Below are 22,485 nucleotides of genomic sequence, written 5' to 3'. Positions count from 1 at the left end.
AGTTTGATAATTTAACCGTGCGTGTTCAAATACAGTTTAAAACTCTTATATGTCGCTTACTCGTTTGTAATTTTACAGAGATAAATTGTTCCATTTATTACAGCCACTTAGCTCTACAAATAAATCTGATGGGTATTGAATAATATCAATTATATTCTCAGGTGAGATGTTTTTTTTACTAAAACCTTCATGCTCAATTGGCTTAGAAATATTATGACCACGCTCCTTGAGAAATACTCTAAATATTTCATTTTCAGGAAGATAACTATCACTAAGTTGACTCATTGGAACGCTTGCTTTTACGATACAGGGAATTCCAACTTGTTTTAAATTTTCGCCTATTTCCGTGTGCTCATGGCAGCCATAAAGTGATTCTCCACCCCAATATTCAAAAAATCCGCCGATTCCACTCTCTGATTCTAGATATGGTTTGAAAAAGCAAAACCATATCATGTCACTTCTACAATCTGCGGCAGCCTGATTATTTCTTTTTAACTCACCTGCAACTTGTTCACTTATCAAGGAATTATTCTTCATTCCTTCAATTCTATTAATAAGTGTATTTTTTGTTTGTACGGTCATGCCATTAGTTAAAATCCCCTCAATCTCATGAAGAGCGAGCTTTGTGCAGTGATAACCAATTAAATTATGTTTTTTTAGTTCTTCTCTAAATCTAATGACAAACTCATCATATAAATATGCATTTGCCTGCCTTGTGCAGTTGCATTCCCAACCAGAAAAACGGGTAATATTTTCATCTAATAGTTTGATGACCTCTTCAGGCCAAGTATCTATAGACTCAATAACAATGTTAATAGATTTCTCCTATTAAATTTAGATTAGATATGTGCAAAATTGATTGAGCTGTATAACGCCTTGTTAGCCTTCGTTTATCACCGAACTAATAATTTTATTATTTGAAACATCATCACCAACTTTAGTTATCATGAATAACATTTCATTCGTATTAAAAAAATCTAAAGACTTTTCAAAATATTCTCTGTATAGAATAGAAGCTTTACCACTCTCAACTAATGCTAAAAGCCTACTAGCGCTAGAGTATTTTAAACCAGAGCTATCTAAAACACTAAAATTAGCTCGAAGTAGCATATCACTCAGCAATTGACCTTGCATAAAACGTATTACTCTCGTTTCAGTAACAGCATTACCTTTTTTTTCTGTGGAGACTTTTTCTTGAGCGAAACAGTCTAGAAACAAGTTGAAAGCTAAAGTTTTTTTATCTAATTTAATGGATAAATTTTCAGTTCTGACATGCACACAATTCAAGTACCCATTGAGTGGGTCGATAATATTAGACTCATTAGGGCTGGAACTAAAAGAAAGATCTACATAAACATCTTGAGTAGCAGTAATAAAGTAATCGTTAAAAGCAATGTGACTAATACAATTAGATAGAGAGCCTACACTTGCTTTTCGACCATAACTCTCAAACTGAGCCTGAGTTTGAAGTATCCACCATTGTTGCTGCTCATTTAGTTTAAGGCGTGAAGCAATTAGAAGTGGTACACCAAAATTTTCTGCGTAGGCTGAATACTTTTTTAAAAAGCCCGCACCAATTTTTTTAGTTTCTATATTATTTGTTGTTTTAACTTCGACAAAAGCATTCAACTTTTTCAACTTACGCTTTGAATCATATATAGAATTATGTAAATTAAATGAAGCCAAATAATCTGGAGTTTTATAGTGGTTCTGTATACTTAGGCCTTGTTCAAGTCCAGAAATTGAATCACAACACCTCATGATTTTACATAAAAGTAAGAATTCATCTTCCAATAAAAGCCCATCAACTCTTCGTCTTGCCTCATCAGTACTAAGTTCACCGGAGTATTTTTCTAAGTACTCCTCAAAGTCGGATTGGGACGTACAACCAATGCTGATTGATTTTAGAATTTTTAGTCTTTCAATTGTTGAAAGTGCCTCAATCCCTTCCATATACTCGACTCCATGATTTAGAAGGCTAACAGTTTAATATGAGGATGTAATTCGCCTTTCTACAAAGGCCATTAATCCCCTTTAATTTATAATTAACATCGACATTACGTGATTGTTATCATTAGATCAATGACTCAACTGGTTGATGTGTAAAAGGCGGATCTAATCCCGCTTTTTGTAGAAAGAAGGATTTTTCGATGGCTGTATATAAAAATAGTATTTATTTGTTTTTTTAACTATTTAAGTCATCTAAATTTATGCTTGAATACTTCTGATTAAATCATATTACCAAAAGAATAATTCAAATTAACTTCAATGATATAAATTTAATTTAAAACTTAATTTGAGGAGAAATAAATCACTACTTAGATATATCTCGCATATTAATATATTTCTATGACCGCTTTGGTGGCTCAGGAGCCAGTCATGGGATAAATTATTGGTTAGGTGAAACCTATGGCTTTTGAAATGCTCATAGTTGACCTGATTATTTGAAAAGATTAATTGAATACAACACCATTAGTTGCCTTTTTTTACCACAATTCATCATTAGATTTCCATATTTATCCTTGTAATATTTGTTATTGTAAGTACCTAGTTTAAATCAATCTTATCTGAAAAACACTTAACATAAACGGATGCTTAGATCTTAGTGGAATATAAGGAATATTATGAAAAACACCTCAAATAAATTGATTGTGCTAATAATTATGATTTTTAGCCATCAATCTCTTGCAGCATCATTTACCAATTTTGAAAAATACCTGAAGAACAATATTAGAACCGAGGGGCCAGGAATAGCATACATAGTGACAAAGCAAGGAAAAACTATTTATAGCGGTGCATATGGAATGGCTAATATTGAATTAAGTACTCCTATGAGCACTAATAGCGTTTTTAAACTTGCCTCTATTACAAAGCAATTTACCAGTGCGGCAATATTGATATTACAAGAGCAAGGGAAGATGTCGATTAAAGACAATATTCACAAATATATTCCTAATTACCCAACTGAAGGTCACGAAATTACCATTGAAAATTTGATGAGCCATACGTCAGGAATTGCTAGAAATTTGCCAGATAGAAGAAAGTTGAACAAGCTAAGAAAGTCTTCAACCACTGTAGACGAAATGTTGACTCTATTTGCCAAGGAGCCAATGCAATTTTCACCAGGTGAAAAAATGCGTTATTCAAATATTGGCTACGTATTATTAGGTAAAATAATCGAAGTGGTTAGTGGTCAAAGTTACGCAGAATTTATAGAAACAAATATTTTTAAAAAACTGGGCATGAATGATAGTCAGTACGATGGACTTCAAATAGTCCCTAATAGGGCAACAGGTTATCATAGAACAAGATATGGTTACGAAAATGCAGATTGGGTCGATAGTTCATGGCGTTATGCCGCTGGAGGATTGGTTTCAACTGTTAACGATTTGGCTGTTTGGTATCATTCGTTAGCAAGTGGGAAATTAATTTCACTAAACAGTTATAGGCAAATGATTGAACCATTTAAATTAAATGATGGTAGACAATCTCATTATGCATTGGGACTTAATAATTTTGAAATTCATAAGAATAAAGTAATTGCTCATAATGGGGGAACTTCAGGCTTTTCAACGTCAGCCGTTTATTTTCCAGAACAGGATTCCTATATAGCAGTTTTGAGTAATGAACGCCCGTCAGATCCCCAAAAATTATTATTATTGTTATCTGCTGAAATGTTGGGAATTTCGTACCCTGAATTTAAGTCTACTAAAGTTGAAAATTCTCAACTAAAAAAAATGATGGGAAAATACCAAATAGGTCAAGATTCAGTTCGTAGATTATTTGAAGAAGAAGGACTTGTGTATTCTCAAAGAGATGATGGGCTACCATATGAAGTCATACCAATGTCTGACAACAGCTTTTACTTCAAAGGTTCATTATCTTATTTTGTAATTGAAAAAGGTGATAATGATAATCAAGTAATGCTCTATTACTCAAGTCTGTCCGAAATTCCTGAAAGAGCGGTTAAATTATGATTATTAGAAGCATGAAAGGGCATGAACATGGTAGCCATCGAACAGGAGAAAGAGACTCTAGTGTTGGTTAGGGCTAGTCTTAAAAATAATTTTTAACCAAAATAAAATACCTGTTGAGTGTCTGCTTTGGTGGCTAAGCGGACTATTTATGGTGATTCATTCACGACTAAATTAGGTCGGGTTTGTGGCAAAAGTGATCATTGCAAAGGCCAATAACTTTAGCCTTTTTTCTATAGGTGTTAAGTCTAAATGTAGTGGGTATGGTTATTAAGTAGACCGTAAATAAACACTGAACATCAAGACGCTCAGTGTTTTATATTTAACAGATATTTTATTGGGTTAACGCTAGAAAAGGTTAAACATCATCTTCAATGTTATCTATGCCTTTCGTGCGTTCTATACTCTCAAGCTTGTGATGAATAGCCGCTTTAATCATCATATAGGCACTGATGGGTGCAGTAAGCAATAAAAATAGCGAGATCAGTATTTCTTTTACACTAAACCCTGTATGAGTGGTGCTAAAAAAGATCATCGCAGCAGTTAACAGCGATGCCATGCCGAGTGTTGTAGCTTTGGTGGGTCCATGAAGTCGCATAAAAAAATCTGGCATTTTTACTAAGCCAATAGAGCCAACGAGTACAAAAGAGCCGCCAATTAATAATAATATTGAAATAATCCATTCTGCCATAACTTACCCCTTACTCTATAATATCGCCACGCAGCAAATACTTACATACCGCAACAGTACTAACAAATCCTAACATAGCGATTAACAGCGCTGCTTCAAAATATAATGCAGTGCCCATACTCATACCGTATAAAATGATCAATGCGATAGTATTGATGTACATCGTATCGAGGGCAAGTATTCTATCGGGTATAGAAGGCCCCAATAATAAGCGCCATACATTTAATAATAACGACAAACCTATCATCGCAAAAACAATTGAAATCACAGTTTCTAACATTGAAACATCTCCTTAAGAGGCGCTTCATAACGTTGTTTAATCATCTTTATTAAGGCCTGTTCATCTTTTAGATCTAAAACGTGTATTAGTAAAAACTGTTGTTCAAGCTTTTCACCTTCACTCAAGCTTTCTCTCCAAGGGTACACTTCCGCACTGACAGTGCCTGGGGTTAATGACACGGTACTTGCCAAAATAGTAATGGGCAGACTATGTGTTAAATCTAACGGTACTTTAACAAACCCAGGCGTTAATTTTTTAGTGGGTCCTAATATTAAAATAGCAACCTGAACATTTGCCGTAATAATGTCATATAAAACCAACGCTAAATGGCGTAACGCTAAACCAGGCTTAATAATGATGGGTTGCTTTGTTCTAAACGGGCTAGTCACCAAAGGAATGACTATCGCTAAAATAGTGGCTAAGAAAATATGCCCTGATGACAGGCTGTTATTTAACACCAACCAGACAATAAATAATACCAGACTCATTAAAGGAGCGGGTAGCCATTTAAATCGTGTTTCTAATCGCATTACTGTCCTCCTGAAAGGATAAGTTTAATATTGTTATTAAAGTCATGTAACTGGGTAGCTGCATCAATGGCATACTCACTTAGTGGTCCAGCAAAAACAGTCATTAATGGTGCGCCAGAGATGAGAATGAGCAATGCGACTAATTGCGCTGGATGAACTCGTTGTTGCCTTGTATCAGTGGTTATTTTAGCATGATGATACCAAAACAAAGTGCTACCAGCTTTAGACACAGCAAATAATATAGCTAAACTTGCAAAGAGATATATTGGCCAAAACACCAAGGTATATTCAGCATTTAAGGTTGCTTTAAGCAGCCATACTTTTCCAATGAAACCAGACAAAGGTGGCATGCCTATCACTGCAATTGCTGCAATCAAAAAACAAGCGCCAAGTAACTTCGGCTGAGAAACAGCAGAACCTGCAGAAATACGGTCGGCAACTTCACCACGTTGGCGGCCAATTAAATCCGCTAAAATAAAGAGTGCTGCTGTAACCAACGTTGAGTGCACTAAGTAATAGATAGCCGCGGAACTTGCTTCAATAGTTTGTACCGCAACTAATGCAACCAAGGTCCCCACAGACACTATCACCAAATTAGCGGTTAACTTTCTTAAATCTTTACTGGCTAAAACACCTACCGCGCCGATAGCAATGGTAGCAATCGCTAACCACCACAACCAACTTTGCGCCATATGAGTTAATTCGCCCGCTTCATCACCAAATATAAGTGTATATACACGCATCATTGAATAGACACCCACTTTTGTCATAATGGCAAATAATGCAGCGACAACAGGCATTGCTGTTGCATAAGTATTAGGTAACCATAAATGTAGTGGTAACAAAGCGCCTTTTAAAGCAAATACTACCAGTAATAACATCCCACCTATTTTGGCTAAGTAGACATCATCACCTTGTAAAAGTGCTACTTTCTGAGCCATATCAGCCATATTTAGTGTACCTAATACACCATATAAAACCCCTAAAGCAATCAAGAATATCGCTGAGCCTACAAGATTAAGGATCACGTACTGTAAAGCAGCACGGGTATTTTTTTTATCTCCACCATGCATTAACAACGAATAAGAGGCGATAAGTAAGACTTCAAAAAAGACAAATAGATTAAAAGCATCACCGGTTAAGAATGCGCCATTGACCCCTAAAATTAAAAAATGTACAAGTGGATGAAAAAAACTCCCTTTGTCGTCATCTCCGGCACTCGCATATAACACACAGACAACACCGAGTAATGTCGTTAAACACACTAATAATGTAGAGAGGGGATCAGCAACGAGTACAATACCAAAAGGTGCGCTCCAATCGCCGATAGCATAAACCTGAGTACCTTCAGCTTGGACTTTGAGTAGTAAAGCCAATGAGACGGCAAATGTAAAAACACTGAGTACAACAGAAGCCACTCTTCGGGTACTTAAATTCGAGCCAAAGGGAGGCATCAATAAAATAACACCCGCAAGTATGGGCAATAAAATCGGTAAAAAGGTCAAATTATGGGTCATACGTTTACCTTTTTATCTTTTTCTGGCTCGCCATCTACATGGTCACTGCCTAAATCTGCTCGTCCTCTAATCGCTAAAATAACCACGAAGGCAGTCATTGCAAAACCAATAACTATCGCAGTTAATACTAAAGCTTGTGGCAATGGATCCGTATATTCTGAAGAGGTTCCAAGCACTGCAGCATTATTAATGCTAAGCCGCCCAGATGAAAACAGAAATAAATTAACCGCGTAAGAAAACATAGTTAGCCCTAATACGATAGGGAACGTTCTAGAACGTAAGATTAAAAACACGCCACAAGATACTAAAAGCCCAACGCAGGATGCGTAAAGTAATTCCATTAAGTTTTCACCTCTTCTTTAGGGCCGCTCGCTAATTGACCAAGACTTGCCAAAATCATTAATGTCGCGCCTACAACTGTAATATAAACACCCAGATCAAAGATCAGTGCACTGGCAAGTTCAATTTTACCAATAATGGGAATGTCGAAGTAGTCAAACCAAGTAGTCATGAACGGCCTACCATAGAACCAACTACCCACACCAGTAAATGTCGCAATAGCAATTCCTGAGGCAATAATTTTCCGATAATTAATCGTTAAACGAGTAGATATCCAAGTTGAGCCGTGTGCAATATACTGTAAAATAAAAGCAACCGCGGTCACTAAACCTGCAATAAATCCGCCACCGGGAAGATTATGACCACGTAAGAAAATATAAAAAGAGATCATTAATGCCAAAGGGAGTAATGATTGAGAAATACTGGCTAATAAAATAGGGTAACGCTCTTTCGCCCATAGTCGCCCTTCACTATCCCTAACTGGAAGAAGTAACGGCAGGTTGATTAAAAGTTTATAAATACCCAGCGCAGCAATACCTAATACGCAAATTTCACCTAACGTGTCAAAGCCACGAAAATCAACCAAAATAACATTAACGACGTTGGTACCACCGCCACCTGTTTTAGCATTGGCTAAGAAAAATTCTGATATTGACTCAAATGGGCGGGTAATTAATGCATAGCAAATACTCGCGACCACAACTCCTAAAGCCGCTGAGATCCCTAAATCGCGAACCACACGTAAAGAGCTAGACTCTTTGGGTGAATGCTGTGGTAAGAAAAACAAGGCTAGCATCAGTAAAACAATAGTGACAACTTCAACCGTTAATTGCGTTAAGGCTAAATCTGGTGCTGAGAAACGAGTAAACACAACAGACACCATCAAACCGACAACTGATATCATCAACAACGACACCACTCTTGCACGGTACCAAATCACCGTACTTATTGCGCCAATCATTAATAATGCTGCGCCAATCGCGTTATGAAGATCAATTGGCGTCAATTCTTTTTGCCCGCTTAGTTGGTGCATTTCAAATAATGGCCAACCGGCAAAGATTAAAACAAAAACAAACATTAGCATTAGATAACGTTGTAAAGAACCATTTTCTATGTCATTTATTTTTCGCTGACTCCACTTTGTGATGAGATATATACTGTCATCAAAAGCCTTTTTGGCGTTCAAGCTAGGCATAGATGCCTGAAATTGAAACAGATAACGTCGCTGGGTATATAGAAATAAACCACCGATTACTGCTATAGCACTCATCAAGAGTGGCAAATTAAAACCGTGCCATAACGCAACTTTAAATTCAGGAACATATCCACCGAGTACGGCAAAAGACGCTGCTTTTAAAATGTCATCAATAATAAAGTTAGGGAAAATCCCGACGACTAAACATAAAGCGACCAGTATCTCGATAGGAACTCGCATATAACGCGGTGGTTCACTGGGTTGTTTAGGTAAATCAATAGGGTCGCCATTAAAGAAAACATCGTGGATAAAGCGAGCTGAGTAAGCTACAGCTAATGCACCTGCAACGGTAGCAAGTACAGGTATAAGCCAAGACATAGACCCAAGTAATTGTTGATGCAGTGTTTCAGCAAAAAACATTTCTTTAGACAAGAAACCATTTAACAGCGGTACACCCGCCATCGCGGCCGCAGCAACCATTGCTAACGTCGCCGTATAAGGCATAAATCGCCACATACCGTTAAGTTTCCGCATGTCACGCGTACCCGTTTCATGGTCAATAATACCTGTTGCCATGAATAATGAAGCTTTAAATATGGCATGATTGATTATATGAAAAATGGCAGCAACAGCAGCAAGCTTAGTGTCCAAACCGAATAATAAGGTGATTAACCCTAAATGACTGATCGTTGAATAGGCTAACAGCCCTTTTAAATCATGTTTAAATAACGCAATATAAGCGCCGAGTAACATGGTAGTTAATCCAGTTAAACTCACCAGAATAAACCATATATCGGTACCCGCTAATGCAGGATAAAAACGCGCTAATAAGAAAATCCCAGCCTTTACCATAGTAGCAGAATGTAGATAAGCACTTACCGGCGTTGGCGCAGCCATAGCATGAGGTAGCCAAAAGTGAAAAGGAAACTGTGCCGATTTTGTGAAAGCGCCCAGTAAGACTAAAATTAGAGTGACTTCATACCAAGCATGCGCTTGAATAATTTCTCTGCTCGCTAAGATCGCATCTAAATTGTAACTACCAACGATATTACCCAGTAAAAGCAAACCCGCCAGCAATGCTAAACCACCACCACCGGTTACGATTAAGGCCATGATTGCGCCCTTTCGTGCCTCGGGTTTATGCCACCAATAGCTAATTAACAAAAACGAACTAATACTGGTTAGCTCCCAAAAGAACCAGAGCTGAATGATATTATTCGACATGACAATACCAAGCATCGCTGTCATAAATAACATTAAATAAGCATAAAGCTTGGGCATAGAGTCTTTACTACTGAGGTAATAACGGGCATAAAAGATAACTAATATGCCTATTCCTAAGATCATAAATACAAACAACAGCGCTAAGCCGTCTAAACGGAAGGCGATATCTATACCTAGTAAAGGGATCCAAGAGATTGTTTCCCTAATAACGTTGCCAGCAAAAATAGCTGGCGCTAAGCTAATTGTCATGAATAATGCAATGATCGGCATTAACAACGTCAACGCAGTTGATTGATTACGTGTTAATTTTCCCGTTCTTGAGGAAATAATACTGCCGAGTAACGATAGCAGGGGTATCCAAAGCAAAGTCATAGAGTAAGCCTTTTTATTTTTATAATGAGAAGTAATGACATCTGAACATAGACATAATATGTCGCTAAACTAAATTTAACAACATTATCTCCTTATAAAAGTGTAATTGAAATTAATTTAAAAGCACTTTAGTACAAACTGAATAAAAGTTAAACGATGAATATTCGGAAAAGCATTGTTTATTCGACGATTGTTTGATTAATAAACACAATGCATTGGTTAATAAGACAATAGTCGGTATAGTTAGTAATTTACTATATAAATGGAAGACTTACCATAATGAAAAAATTAGATGATATAGATTTACGCATTTTAACCATTTTATATCGCGATGCTGATATCACTAATAAAGAGTTAGCTTCACAAATAGGTGTTGCGCCCTCTACCTGTTTAGAGCGCGTTAAGCGCATGAAACATAAAAAAATAATTAATGGTGCTTACATTGAAATTGATTTCAAAAGTTTAGGTGGAAATATAGAAGCGATTGCAGCTATCCGCTTACAGCCCTATTCTGAAGATATTGTTAACAACCTTCGTGATGATTTACTTAAGCTACCCGAAATTGTTAGTTTGTATCACATGGGAGGGAGCTACGATTACTTTATTCATATGTCAGTTAAAGACAGCGAACATTTACGACAATTTGTTTTCAAGGCGATCACGTCAAGAGATGAAGTAACAACAGTAGAAACTTCGCTTATTTTTGAGCACAGTCGTAGTGGTGTTCTGCCAAATTTTGATGACGAATAAACATTCTACCGGTTAGCCCTGTAGTGACTTTTCATAAAAATATGACTCATTAAAAAACTACAATCAAGGCGACTATTTTTCAAAGTCTTGTGTTTCAAAATAAAGTGGTTTAATGGTGCCACAATTTAAAAATTTATATAGAAGTTCAGTTTCTTTTGGCACAGCTGACGATGTACGAAAACGTGTTAAACACCCGGCTTCGAGATCGAGGCCAAGTAAATGTCCAAAACTTGGGGCCTGTTGGATTTTATGAATATAAATTTTATAATTTTTCTTTAAATCTATTACCGCATACTCTTGCTTGTTGCTTGATTCACTGATGTCATCAAGTTTGCGAACATATAATTTTTTAGCAAACGTTAATGGTATATTTTTATACACAAGCATTCCATCACGAGCAAAGTGTCCTGCGTATACGTCAGCCATAATCACCATTTCTTCACCATGCATCAATCGTTGTAAGTTAAAAGCCTTCGTTTTTATTGTCGTTAATTGCCCGTCACGAACAGTTTGCAACAGCGCTAAATCTTTATTCTCAATTTTATATAATAACTGCACATTACTTGGCCTATCATATGTTGTCATCACCACAGCATATATAGCAGAGCGCTGAACAAAGAGGACCATATTATGTTCGCCCATATATGTAGGGTCTATTGGCGGTAACTCTTTAACGTCTTCACGAGCAAAGCTTGTTGAATTTAATACCATCAAGAGTAAAGTCAGTAAAATTTTTTTCATCAAAAATAACTCGGTAAAGTATGTATAGCGTCATACCAATAAAAGTTATTGGTACAAACAGATAATCTGATTATAAACTATCTAAAAAAAAAGGCTAAATGAATTAACATTTAGCCTTTGTCCATAATTCTGTTTAGAAGCATTCGCTTTACGTTATGGTAATACAAATTTTTCAGATCATTACATAGCGCTGTAATCCCTACTTTTATATAAACATAAAAGTATTACTCTTTATTTCGTGCTTTAATAAGCGTTGAACGATTACTTTTAACCGATACTTGTCGATGGGTTTTTAGCTGTTTCACCTGATGCTTAGTATGCCTTTTTGATCTGTTTTGAGATTTAGCATGATGTTTTTCTGCTTTTTTTTTATACATCCCTGATATCACCTTAGCTGAAGGTTCTTTTTTTAGCGGTGCATTGACGTGATAAAGCTTTTCAGGCCTAGGCTGCTTAAGTATAGACTTGGTGGCTCTTGTTTTAGTTAACGGTACTTTACTGTTATTTAACTTAGCAGTCATCAACAATGGTCTGCCCTTTACCTTAGGCGACACGTTCTTTTTGGGTGCACGATAAGATTTGTGGCCAGTTTTTCGTATTTTCACTCGCTTATGGTCATATCTCAAACGGGTATGCTTGCTCCTATAAGCAACACCTTTTCTATGCGCTATCTGATGTGTCCATCGCTTTGCATATCCGCCGTTAACGATTAAACGCCGAGGACGCTGTTCATAATAACGATGTTTAGCATGATGAGAACTCGCCACAACCACATGACGATTGTTCCAATGAAATGCACTAAAGAAATAATTGAACGAAATATGAATACCTGAATGCCAATAGAAGGGTCTTTTGTCGCTGACATACATACGATGATGGGGTTGCCAATAAACTGGTGGGTAAGATACCGAATGCCAAGTACCATAAACCCTGCGGGTGTCGTAGTATGGAATATAAACAATTTCCTTTTTTATTGGCTCAATAACAATATTATTTTCTTCATAGCTAACATCCATGTTATCCATTTTTTTAAGGTTACCAGCAAGCGCTGCTTTTTGTCTCAACACTTGAATACTTTCTAACAGCTGAGATTCGTCTTGTAGAAAAGCATCACCGAGTTGCTGAGTCCAGGTTAAATTCTCACTTAGTCGGGTCAGAATACGCTCAAAAGGGACTAACGCTTTAACACTAGCGTCCCAATTAAAGTCTTCTACCGAACGAGCGGCCACTTCACTGCTAACCCCTTCATTTTTTATTAGCCAGCGATGGGCTGTTATAATTTCGATAGGGTAAGTAGCAGCAATTAATATATGGGTAAGTAAACTGTCAGGGTACAGCGCAATAGGCGCTAACATTTGTGCTAATTCAGCATCACTGAATGATTGTTGTTCCTGTTGCTCAATATAGGGCTGTGTAAGATTTTCTGCGAGTACATTAAAACTTACTAAAGCGCTGACAGCAAAGCTAAATGAAAATATAAAATCTTTCATCGTTATGATCCTCATGACTAATTCTAGACAATAAGGATAACAAGACAAAACTGAACGTAACCTGAACAGCTTTTTTAGGTAAGCATTGCCACTTTCAACATATGCTTAGTTTTTTAACAAAGGGCTAACGAGATGAATGAAAAACAAGTGTGAAAACAGCCCCCAAAAGTATCGCTGAATTGCCAATAGTTAATTGCCCCTGATAACTACTCACTAAATCATTAACAATGGCTAAACCAATGCCGTGGCCCGCTTGATAGGTGTCTGCTCTTCCCCCTCGAGATAAAATAAAGGCTTGCTGTGACGCTTCAATACCAGTGCCATCGTCAGCTATCTCAATGGTTAATTTTTTATCTACGGTTATAACGTTTATCATGATTTTGTGTTTTGCAGCTTTACAGGCGTTATCAAGAATATTACCTAAAATCTCCATTAAATCAGCTTCATCACCTTTAAATATAGCGTTTGGAGCAACGTTAACCCTAAAAGATAAGTTTTTATCGTGATAAATTTTAGCTAACGTAGCGATAAGCTTATTAACAACTTGCTCTATTTCAACCCCTAAATGCCATGACGACTGCCCTGCACTTTGCGCTCTTTTAAGTTGATGTTCGATTATTTTATTGATTAATTGTAATTGTTCAGTCGTACTCGCTGAAATATTAGCCTGACTTTGAATAACCGCTAGCGGGTTTTTAAGGCTATGCGCTAAATCAGCCAAGGCGTTGCGGTAACGTTTTCGTTGGTTCTCTTCTGTCGCTAATAGTGTATTTAATTGTTGTGTAACAGGTTGCAGCTCAAGCGGATAGTTTGCATCTAACGCTTTCTTTTGCCCTTTTTCTATGTGCTCAAGCTCTTGAGATAATAACGTTAGCGGCTTTAATGTCCAGAGTAGCCACACAATTTGTACAGCAATAAACACCACCATTAATACCACTAACCATGTCCAAAGCTTTTGCTTAAAATCGTTAAGCGCCATTAATAATGTTTCTTGGTCTTTAATAAGATGAAGTGTTATATCAAAGGCTTGACCATTGTCAGAAAAGCTAGCACTAAAGCTATAAAGTAAATGGCTGTTACCCTCTATGTTTATTTTTGAAATAAGTGTTTGCCCAACAGCTGGTGACGGTAATACTGACGGTAAAGGCAACGTTAGCAAAGAGAGCGACTGCCATAGGGGGTCAATTGGTGTATCACTCACTTTACTATCTTGCGGTAACGTTGCTATTAATGCATATAAGCCAGATTTACTGATATTAAATTGATTTTCCAACATCAGCTCAGGCATCAATAAATGATTATTTTCAACTTCCGCAACTGTAAAAATTGAATAGCTGTAAGCTTTTAGCTCATTTTTTATCGCTATATTTAACTGCCGTTCAAAGGCATTAGTTAAGGTTAAGCCAATAATAGGTAACATAACGACTGTCATCACTAAAGTACTTAATAAAAGCCGAACTTTTAAAGAGTTCATTCGTTAGGTATATCCATGCGACTTCATAGATCTAATCGCTTTAATTTATAGCCATGTCCACGCAGTGTTTCAATGAAACCGTATTCGTTATCCGGGTCGATTTTCTTCCTTAATCGCCGAATAAAGACTTCAATAACATTTGAATCAAGATCGAAGTCTTGGTCGTAAATATGCTCAGTGAGTGTTGCCTTTGAAGTAACTTCATCAAGGTGATGCATCATATACTCAAGTAACTTATATTCTGAGCTACTTAATTTTACCGACTTATTACTTACTTCCACGAGCAAACTTTTGGTGTTCAAGGTTAACGGACCATTTTTTATCAGTGGGCTTGCCTGCCCTGCCGACCTTCTGATCAGTGCATTTAACCGTGCAAGTAATTCTTCCGCTTGAAAAGGTTTCGTTAAGTAATCATCTGCGCCTGCATCTAAACCGGCCACCTTGTTTTGCCAGCTATCGCGTGCAGTTAACACCAATATCGGAAAGTTGATATTCTTCTCGCGTAGCATTCTAATAACACTAATACCGTCAAGTAACGGTAGGCCCACATCAATAATAGCTGCATCGTATGGATATTCTTGTCCTTGAAATAAACCCGTTTCACCATCACTCGCTAAATCAACTAAATAATTAGCAGCAATTAAATGACGATGCAAGTTTGTCTGTAGGTCAATATCATCTTCAATAAAGAGTAAACGCATGATGACTAGCCTCCATTAATTTTGCCTGTTTTAGCATCAACGTAAACAGAAATGATATGACCGTTCGCTTTGATTAACTTAACGCGATAGCCCGCTTTTTTATTCTCAACCTTAAGCACTTTTCCACCAAAACGACTTTTAGCAAGCTTAGCCGCTTGTTTACTGCTTTTTACGCTTAACGCAGCCTTATTTTGCTTACTAGCTTTAATAGTACTTGTTGATGACACAAATTTTCCTTGTGCCATCGCGTTAATAGAGAGCGCAAAAACAAAAAGAAAAAACAGGGGTAAAGCAAATTTCATTGTTATTCCAAAGACAAAGTTAAAAGTGTGCCTAGCTATATATACCCGTAGCTTATTTAAAATTATAAACCTTAGCAACTGAATATCAGCTGAACAATTATTAAAAGCGCTTGTATCAAGTGTATAACACGGTCGTTATTCGATTTAACCATGATAAATCAATAGTTATATAAACCGTATGGCAAGGAAGTGTTCAGCTTGCATTCAGCTTTACTGCGTTTTAATAGCAACACTTAATAAAGCCTGCAGGATATATTATGTTGTTAGTTAATAATGCAACTCAAACAGAACGTACAACTTCACTTAAAAAGTTACTGTTATTGGTAACTTTTAGCATACTTCCTTTAACTGATGTCACCGCCAACGAATTGAATGTTGGTCCGTATACAGTTTCACAAGGCGCACTAAAAAATAGCATCAGTGAGCAACAACGTAAAAAGATGATTGAAACAACTAAGCTTATTGAGTTACCTGACCAACTCAGCGGGAAAGCAACCACTAAATCTAGGGTTGATATACTTAAGAGCCCAATAAAAACCATTGAAAAATCAAATGTTGGTCATATCGCTAAAACAATCAGTCATGACTATTACGCTGACTTTTCTATTTATAGCGCGATGAGTTTTTTACATGATGATTACGACGAAGATGGTTACTATCAAACTTTTAGTATAACGTTTGATGCAGATATATATAGCTATACCGATGTTCAATGGGGTGAAGTTTATGCTTTACTTTACCTCAGTAAAAATGGCGGACCTTGGGCACACTATTTCACCACAGACAACTTTATTATTGAAGGGAATTCTGATGTAGACGCATATGAAGTGATATCTACTTTTATGTCTGGTTATGCCAGTGATCACTACGATGTATTAATCGATTTATACCAAGTAGGCTATAGCGAAATTGTTGCCAGCTATAGTGCCGATGACACTAATGCGTTATATGCACTCCCCATAGAAAGTGCCGAATACGACGAACCTTATATTGAAGTTATAGAGGTTGTTGAGGTAAGTGGTGGCAGTATTTATTGGTTAATATGGGGGGTATTCAGTATGGTAATATTACGCAATAAAAACAAAATCATTTAAGTGGCTAAAAACAAAAAAGCCACAAAATATTTTGTGGCTTTCTTTTAATTTTACATGTCTATAACATTCAACTAGGTACTCACAAAAATTAATAATAACCTCGTCATGCTGAACTTGTTTCAGTATATTAACAACAAGCTCCTGAAATACAGGTATTGTTCATTACTAAACCTAAGTACCTACATCCTTGTAGAAAAATTCAGGATACTGTCTTTATAAAAATATTTCTGAGCTATAATCATATAATTTTATAGGGTGGACATCAGCTTGGCTCATCTCAAGATTAGTCGACGCTAATTCCCCCTATCTAAAAGTAACTTAGCTTTTTAAGTCATCAAAAAACTTTTTAACGCCATCAAAGAAACCGGTTTCTTTCGGGCTATGTTTTATGGTGCTTTTACCCATTTTTTCATCTAACTGACGCAGTAAATCAGCTTGGTCACCAGACAAGTTAACCGGTGTTTCAAGCACAACTTTACACATTAAGTCGCCAATTGAATGGCTACGTACTGACTTAACACCCTTACCACGTAAACGGAACATTTTACCGGTTTGTGTTTCTTTAGGTATTTTAAGTTTAACTTTACCTTCAAGTGTCGGTACTTCTATTTCGCCACCTAATGCTGCTGTAGTAAAACTAATAGGGACTTCACAATAAAGATTGTTTTCATCACGAACAAATATTTTATGGTCACGAACGTTGGCTTGTACATATAAATCACCTGCTGGTGCACCATGCTCGCCAGCTTCCCCTTCGCCAGACAAACGAATTCTGTCACCCGTGTCGACACCTGGAGGAATTTTCACTGAAAGCGTTTTAGTTTTTTCAACACGGCCTTGACCGCGACATGAAGTACAAGGGCTAGCAATAACCTTACCTTTACCACTACATGTTGGACACGTTTGTTGGACAGCAAACAAACCTTGACGCATTTGTACTTGGCCATGGCCATGACACGTTGTACAAGATTTTGCACTAGTGCCTTTTTTAGCGCCAGAGCCATCACAAGGCTCACAACTTACATAAGTAGGTACTTTAATTTCTAAGGTTTTACCCCGAACGGCATCTTCAAGGCTTAGATCTAGATTGTAGCGAAGATCTGAACCGCGTTGTTGACGTTGCTGACGACCACCACCGCGGCCACCACCAAAAATATCACCAAATATATCACCAAAATCTTGACCAAAGCCTCCACCGCCATGTCCACCACCACCATGGCCACCTTGTTCAAATGCCGCATGACCATACTGGTCAAAAGCAGCACGCTTTTGGTCGTCATTTAGAATTTCATAAGCTTCTTTAACTTCTTTAAATTGCTCTTCTTTGTCTTTATCACCGGCATTACGGTCAGGATGAAGCTTCATCGCTAAACGTTTGTAGGCTTTTTTGATATCACGCTCAGAAGCATCTTTTGACACTTCTAGCACTTCATAGTAATCGCGTTTTGACATAGTGACTTCTTTTAACTGGTATTTAAATTTTTAGATATTAATTGAGTAAAATGACATTATAAATAGTTAGCTATTTTCAATGGCATTTTATAACGATTTTTAACGTAAGAAGCGCTGGTGTTTAAACCAGCGCTTTTATTTTTTCGTTAACTAAAGACTATTTGTCTTCTTTAACTTCTTCAAACTCAGCGTCAACAACATCGTCATCAGCTGGCGCAGCGCCGTCTGATTCAGGAGCGCCTTCTTGAGCACCCGCTTGAGATTTCGCTTGAGCGATTTCCATTAACTTAGCTGATGCTTCAACAACGGCTTGAGATTTAGCTTCAATCGCTTCTTTATCTTCGCCTTTAATTGCAGCTTCAAGTTCTGTTAATGCAGCTTCAATTTTTTCTTTGTCTTCGCTTGGTAAGTCTTCGCCCGCTTCTACAATTTGCTTGCGAGTAGAGTGAACAAGACCATCAGCTTGGTTACGTGCTGTTACTAATTCTTCAAACTTAGCATCTTCATCAGCGTTAGCTTCTGCGTCACGTACCATTTGCTCTACTTCTTCATCAGATAAACCAGAAGAAGCTTTAATGGTAATTTTTTGTTCTTTACCTGTGTTCTTATCTTTAGCAGTAACATGCAAGATACCATCAGCATCAATATCGAAAGTTACTTCGATTTGTGGCGTACCACGTGGTGCTGCGTCGATACCTTCAAGATTAAATTGACCTAAAGATTTGTTGGCAGATGCTTGCTTACGCTCACCTTGAACAACATGAACCGTTACCGCAGCTTGGTTATCATCAGCTGTTGAGAATGTTTGTGATTGTTTCGTTGGGATAGTGGTGTTTTTATCGATAACTTTCGTCATCACGCCGCCCATTGTTTCAATACCTAGTGATAATGGCGTAACGTCTAATAAAAGAACGTCAGTTACATCACCAGAAAGAACACCCGCTTGTATAGCTGCACCCGCTGCAACAGCTTCATCTGGGTTAACATCTTTACGAGGTTCTTTACCAAAGAATTCTGTTACTGCTTTTTGTACCATTGGCATACGTGACTGACCACCAACCAAAATAACATCATTGATGTCACTTACTGATAAGTCTGCATCTTTAAGTGCTTGTGCAAGTGGTATTAGCGTTGCTTTAACCATGTCTTCAACTAAAGACTCTAATTTAGCACGCGTTACTTTGATATTCATGTGCTTAGGACCACTGCCATCAGCAGTGATGTAAGGTAAGTTAACATCAGTTTGCTGTGCTGAAGAAAGCTCACACTTTGCTTTTTCTGCTGCTTCTTTCAAACGTTGCATTGCAAGTGGATCAGTTGTTAAATCCATGCCTTGGTCTTTCTTGAATTCAGCGACAAGATAGTTGATTAAACGGTTATCAAAATCTTCACCACCTAAGTGGGTATCGCCGTTAGTCGCTAATACTTCAAACGTGTGCTCGCCTTCAACTTCATCAATTTCAATAATTGAAATATCGAAAGTACCACCACCTAAATCGTAAACCGCAATAACTTTATCGCCTTCTTGCTTGTCCATGCCGTAAGCAAGGGCAGCAGCAGTTGGCTCATTGATAATACGTTTAACTTCAAGACCCGCAATACGACCCGCATCTTTAGTTGCTTGGCGTTGTGAATCGTTAAAGTAAGCAGGAACCGTGATTACAGCTTCTGTAACTGCTTCACCTAAAAAGTCTTCTGCTGTTTTTTTCATTTTCTTTAAAACTTCAGCTGAAACTTGTGGTGGCGCAACGTTCTTATCACGTGTTGTAACCCAAGCATCACCATTGTCAGCTTTAACAATACCAAATGGCATGATTTTAATATCACGCTGAACTTCTTCGTCTTCAAAGCGACGACCAATTAAACGCTTAATAGCATATAATGTATTTTTTGGGTTTGTTACAGATTGACGTTTAGCAGGTTGACCTACTAATGTTTCGCCTTCTTCTGTATATGCAATAATTGAAGGCGTTGTACGATCACCCTCTGCATTTTCAATTACACGTGCTTTGCCGCCATCTAGTACAGCAACACAAGAGTTTGTTGTCCCTAGGTCAATACCGATTATTTTGCCCATCTTTAGGATCTCCGAATACTAATTAAAATAAAGCTTATTAAAGTAAGATTTTTTAATAAACCTGTTGATGAAACAAATAGTGGGGGCAGGAAAATTCTTTTCAACTATTTTGAAAGAAAAAAGTAAATTTATTTCTTTATTTAGCTATTTATGAAGTTTTTTTGATTCTTTTACTGAAATAACGATAAAACAGCTTAATAAAAAATTTTTATCCTTAAATACAAAAAAGCGGTAAGAAGTTTATGAGCAACTTCTTACCGCTTTTTATTCTGTTTTTAATTATACTGTTGTATCTACTGCCGGAGCAGATTTAGAGACCATCACCATCGCTGGACGAATTAAACGACCATTGAGCTCATAGCCTTTTTGCATAACAGCAATAACGGTATTAGGTGCAACGCCTTCAACTTCTTGCATTGACATCGCTTGATGCAACTCAGGGTTGAAAGGTTCATTTTGTGGGTCAACACCTTTAACACCAAATTTCTCTAAAGAAGCAATTAAGCCTTGAAGTGTTAATTCAACACCTTCAATAATAGCGGTATTACTTTCATCTTCTTTATCAATATTCTCTAAAGCACGTTCTAAATTATCAACTGAAACTAACATTTCAGCAGCAAATTTCTCTAAAGCAAACTTACGTGCTTTATCAACGTCTTGTGCGCTACGACGGCGAATATTATCAACTTCTGCTTTAGCACGAACCACAGAATCTTTTTGATCAGCAATGGTCGTTTGTGCTGAAGAAAGACTGAGCTCAAGCTTATTGATTTTTTCTTGTTCTGCGCTAATTACGTCATGCACAAAAACATGTTGTACTTCAACTTGCTCTTCAGCTTGATCAATAATTTCTTGTACCAAAGTTTCTTCAGGCATTAAAGCTTCAGTTGATGGTTTAGCGGTATTTTTATTTTCTGTTGACTCATTAGTCATGAAAGCTCCAAAATAAACTAATAGTATATTTAACAATATAAGGGTTATATAAATCTGATAACCGTAATTATGGGGACTTCTTGCTACGTTTCAAGCATTAATGCCTATTTAATTAACTTTGTTTACACTTAGAGCTTGATAGCACCTTGAAAAAATAGCATATCTTTTATATAGACATTCTATATTAAAGAAATAACCTGTAGTTATCGATTCGCTGACCAAGGCAAAAAAGGCAAGTTTAAGCTACATTATTGATTTGAGAAAAAGACTATTGCCGTTAATCAACACATTATCTTTAGCCTATTGAATTTTGCTAAATACAAAATACGGGCTCAAATAGCTATAAAGTAAATCATTTATAAAAAGTCAACTTTACAAGCCATTAAAATACAGCGAAACTATTATTAACCCTAAGACAAAAATAATTTACAGTGTAGACATGAGTAAAATTTTTAATACCATAGGTTTAATTGGCAAACCAAACCATGAAGGAGCAAGCGCAACAATCACCGCGCTTTATCAATTTCTGACAGAACAGAACTACAAAGTATTAATTGAAAGCTCTGTTGCCCCTTCAATTGATATCGACAAGCTCACCGTTAACACCTTAATGGAGATTGGTGAACAAGCTGACCTCGCAATTGTTGTTGGTGGTGACGGTTACATGTTAGGTGCTGCGCGTGTTTTATCGTGTTACGACGTTGGTGTTATAGGAGTAAACAGAGGCAACTTAGGCTTTCTTACTGATTTATCGCCTGATGAATTACTTGAACCTCTCCAAGAAATTCTACAAGGTAAATCTCGCTGTGAACAACGTTTTATTATAGAAGCGGAAGTTTATCGTCATGGTAAGTTGAAAAGTTCAAACAGTGCCGTAAATGAAGCGGTACTTCATGCTGGAAAAGTTGCCAGCATGATTGAGTTTGAAGTTTATATTGATGGCAGTTTCATGTTTAGTCAGCGCTCTGACGGCCTAATAGTATCAACACCTACGGGGTCAACTGCCTATTCAATGTCTGCAGGTGGCCCTATTCTGACACCTAATTTAAATGCTTTATCTTTAGTTCCCATGTTTCCACATACTTTAACCAGTAGACCGATAGTTGTAGACGGCAACAGTGAAATAAAATTAGTGCTTGCCAATGAAAATTATGAAAACTTACAGGTAAGCTGTGATGGCCACGTAATATTGGCTGTTATGCCTGGCGATGAAGTTATTATCAGAAAAAGTGCATACACCCTTCGATTGATCCATCCACTCGATCATGACTACTTTAATGTACTACGCAGTAAATTAGGCTGGGGTAATAAACTTTATTAATTTTTAATAAATTCAGCCTGTTGAATTT

20 protein-coding genes are annotated in these 22,485 nt (G+C 37.1%); 4 read left to right on the top strand and 16 right to left on the bottom strand.

Translation table 11 applies throughout. The annotated features are described in order from the left end of the window. Positions 1–72: 72 nt before the first annotated feature. Together H4J52_RS02075 and H4J52_RS02070 are read right to left on the bottom strand one after the other, a co-directional pair. A complete protein-coding gene (locus H4J52_RS02075) occupies positions 73–582 on the bottom strand; it encodes a hypothetical protein (RefSeq protein ID WP_182224149.1) in 510 nt (169 codons plus the stop codon). A 297-nt stretch (positions 583–879) separates the two neighbouring features. Beyond that, the gene (locus tag H4J52_RS02070; protein WP_182224148.1) at positions 880–1,953 is read right to left on the bottom strand and encodes a hypothetical protein; all 1,074 of its coding nucleotides are present in this window, start codon (positions 1,951–1,953) and stop codon (positions 880–882) included. Between the two features lie 671 nt (positions 1,954–2,624). Between H4J52_RS02070 and H4J52_RS02065 the strand changes: the two genes are divergently transcribed. Next, positions 2,625–3,977 carry a serine hydrolase gene (locus H4J52_RS02065; RefSeq protein WP_182175518.1) on the top strand — a complete coding sequence of 451 codons (1,353 nt, stop codon included), beginning with the start codon at positions 2,625–2,627 and terminating at the stop codon, positions 3,975–3,977. 355 nt (positions 3,978–4,332) lie between these two features. On the opposite strand, the gene H4J52_RS02060 is transcribed toward H4J52_RS02065, so the two are convergent. From H4J52_RS02060 to H4J52_RS02035, 6 genes are read right to left on the bottom strand one after another with little or no spacing between them, the layout of a single operon-like run. Beyond that, positions 4,333–4,665 carry a Na+/H+ antiporter subunit G gene (locus H4J52_RS02060; RefSeq protein WP_070374293.1) on the bottom strand — a complete coding sequence of 111 codons (333 nt, stop codon included), beginning with the start codon at positions 4,663–4,665 and terminating at the stop codon, positions 4,333–4,335. A 10-nt stretch (positions 4,666–4,675) separates the two neighbouring features. Then, positions 4,676–4,945 (bottom strand): K+/H+ antiporter subunit F, encoded by a 270-nt coding sequence (locus H4J52_RS02055; protein ID WP_182178098.1) that lies wholly within the window; start codon positions 4,943–4,945, stop codon positions 4,676–4,678. Then, positions 4,939–5,475 (bottom strand): Na+/H+ antiporter subunit E, encoded by a 537-nt coding sequence (locus H4J52_RS02050; RefSeq protein ID WP_182178100.1) that lies wholly within the window; start codon positions 5,473–5,475, stop codon positions 4,939–4,941. Before H4J52_RS02050 ends, H4J52_RS02055 begins: the two co-directional genes overlap by 7 nt. Beyond that, on the bottom strand, positions 5,475–6,992 hold the full coding sequence (locus tag H4J52_RS02045; RefSeq protein WP_182224147.1) for a monovalent cation/H+ antiporter subunit D: 1,518 nt from the start codon (positions 6,990–6,992) through the stop codon (positions 5,475–5,477). Before H4J52_RS02045 ends, H4J52_RS02050 begins: the two co-directional genes overlap by 1 nt. Continuing rightward, on the bottom strand, positions 6,989–7,333 hold the full coding sequence (locus H4J52_RS02040; protein WP_182178104.1) for a Na+/H+ antiporter subunit C: 345 nt from the start codon (positions 7,331–7,333) through the stop codon (positions 6,989–6,991). Before H4J52_RS02040 ends, H4J52_RS02045 begins: the two co-directional genes overlap by 4 nt. Further along, positions 7,333–10,122, bottom strand: a complete 2,790-nt coding sequence (locus H4J52_RS02035; protein ID WP_182178105.1) for a monovalent cation/H+ antiporter subunit A — start codon at positions 10,120–10,122, stop codon at positions 7,333–7,335. The genes H4J52_RS02040 and H4J52_RS02035 overlap by 1 nt, the downstream gene beginning before the upstream one ends. 279 nt (positions 10,123–10,401) lie before the next feature. On the opposite strand from H4J52_RS02035, the gene H4J52_RS02030 reads away from it, so the two are divergent. After that, a complete protein-coding gene (locus tag H4J52_RS02030) occupies positions 10,402–10,872 on the top strand; it encodes an Lrp/AsnC family transcriptional regulator (protein ID WP_182178107.1) in 471 nt (156 codons plus the stop codon). A gap of 72 nt (positions 10,873–10,944) precedes the next feature. Here the strand turns inward: H4J52_RS02030 and H4J52_RS02025 are convergent, their stop codons facing one another. From H4J52_RS02025 to H4J52_RS02005, 5 genes are all read right to left on the bottom strand, one after another. Beyond that, a complete protein-coding gene (locus H4J52_RS02025) occupies positions 10,945–11,613 on the bottom strand; it encodes a hypothetical protein (RefSeq protein ID WP_182178110.1) in 669 nt (222 codons plus the stop codon). A 224-nt stretch (positions 11,614–11,837) separates the two neighbouring features. After that, positions 11,838–13,103: a DUF3300 domain-containing protein gene (locus tag H4J52_RS02020; protein WP_182224146.1), complete on the bottom strand. Its 1,266-nt coding sequence runs from the start codon at positions 13,101–13,103 to the stop codon at positions 11,838–11,840. 124 nt (positions 13,104–13,227) lie between these two features. Beyond that, positions 13,228–14,577, bottom strand: a complete 1,350-nt coding sequence (locus H4J52_RS02015; RefSeq protein ID WP_182178114.1) for an ATP-binding protein — start codon at positions 14,575–14,577, stop codon at positions 13,228–13,230. Between the two features lie 23 nt (positions 14,578–14,600). Further along, positions 14,601–15,278 (bottom strand): response regulator transcription factor, encoded by a 678-nt coding sequence (locus H4J52_RS02010; protein ID WP_182178116.1) that lies wholly within the window; start codon positions 15,276–15,278, stop codon positions 14,601–14,603. Between the two features lie 5 nt (positions 15,279–15,283). Beyond that, positions 15,284–15,580, bottom strand: a complete 297-nt coding sequence (locus H4J52_RS02005) for a PepSY domain-containing protein (protein WP_259366573.1) — start codon at positions 15,578–15,580, stop codon at positions 15,284–15,286. Between the two features lie 257 nt (positions 15,581–15,837). Here H4J52_RS02005 and H4J52_RS02000 point away from each other — a divergent pair, with 257 nt between their 5' ends. Further along, entirely contained in the window at positions 15,838–16,674 is an 837-nt protein-coding gene (locus H4J52_RS02000) for a choice-of-anchor H family protein (protein ID WP_182178118.1), read from the top strand. Positions 16,675–16,992: 318 nt separating this feature from the next. Here the strand turns inward: H4J52_RS02000 and dnaJ are convergent, their stop codons facing one another. From dnaJ to grpE, 3 genes are all read right to left on the bottom strand, one after another. After that, positions 16,993–18,126 carry a molecular chaperone DnaJ gene (gene dnaJ / locus H4J52_RS01995; protein WP_182178120.1) on the bottom strand — a complete coding sequence of 378 codons (1,134 nt, stop codon included), beginning with the start codon at positions 18,124–18,126 and terminating at the stop codon, positions 16,993–16,995. Positions 18,127–18,283: 157 nt separating this feature from the next. Continuing rightward, a complete protein-coding gene (gene dnaK, locus H4J52_RS01990) occupies positions 18,284–20,203 on the bottom strand; it encodes a molecular chaperone DnaK (RefSeq protein WP_182178128.1) in 1,920 nt (639 codons plus the stop codon). Between the two features lie 279 nt (positions 20,204–20,482). Next, the gene (gene grpE, locus H4J52_RS01985) at positions 20,483–21,136 is read right to left on the bottom strand and encodes a nucleotide exchange factor GrpE (protein ID WP_404851967.1); all 654 of its coding nucleotides are present in this window, start codon (positions 21,134–21,136) and stop codon (positions 20,483–20,485) included. A 439-nt stretch (positions 21,137–21,575) separates the two neighbouring features. On the opposite strand from grpE, the gene nadK reads away from it, so the two are divergent. Next, positions 21,576–22,457, top strand: coding sequence for an NAD(+) kinase (gene nadK, locus H4J52_RS01980; protein WP_182178130.1), 882 nt, complete (start codon positions 21,576–21,578; stop codon positions 22,455–22,457). Positions 22,458–22,485: the final 28 nt, after the last annotated feature.

The organism is Colwellia sp. MB02u-14, from assembly GCF_014076915.1.
Classification (GTDB): domain Bacteria; phylum Pseudomonadota; class Gammaproteobacteria; order Enterobacterales; family Alteromonadaceae; genus Colwellia_A.
This window is presented reverse-complemented; position numbering and strand designations above follow the sequence as displayed.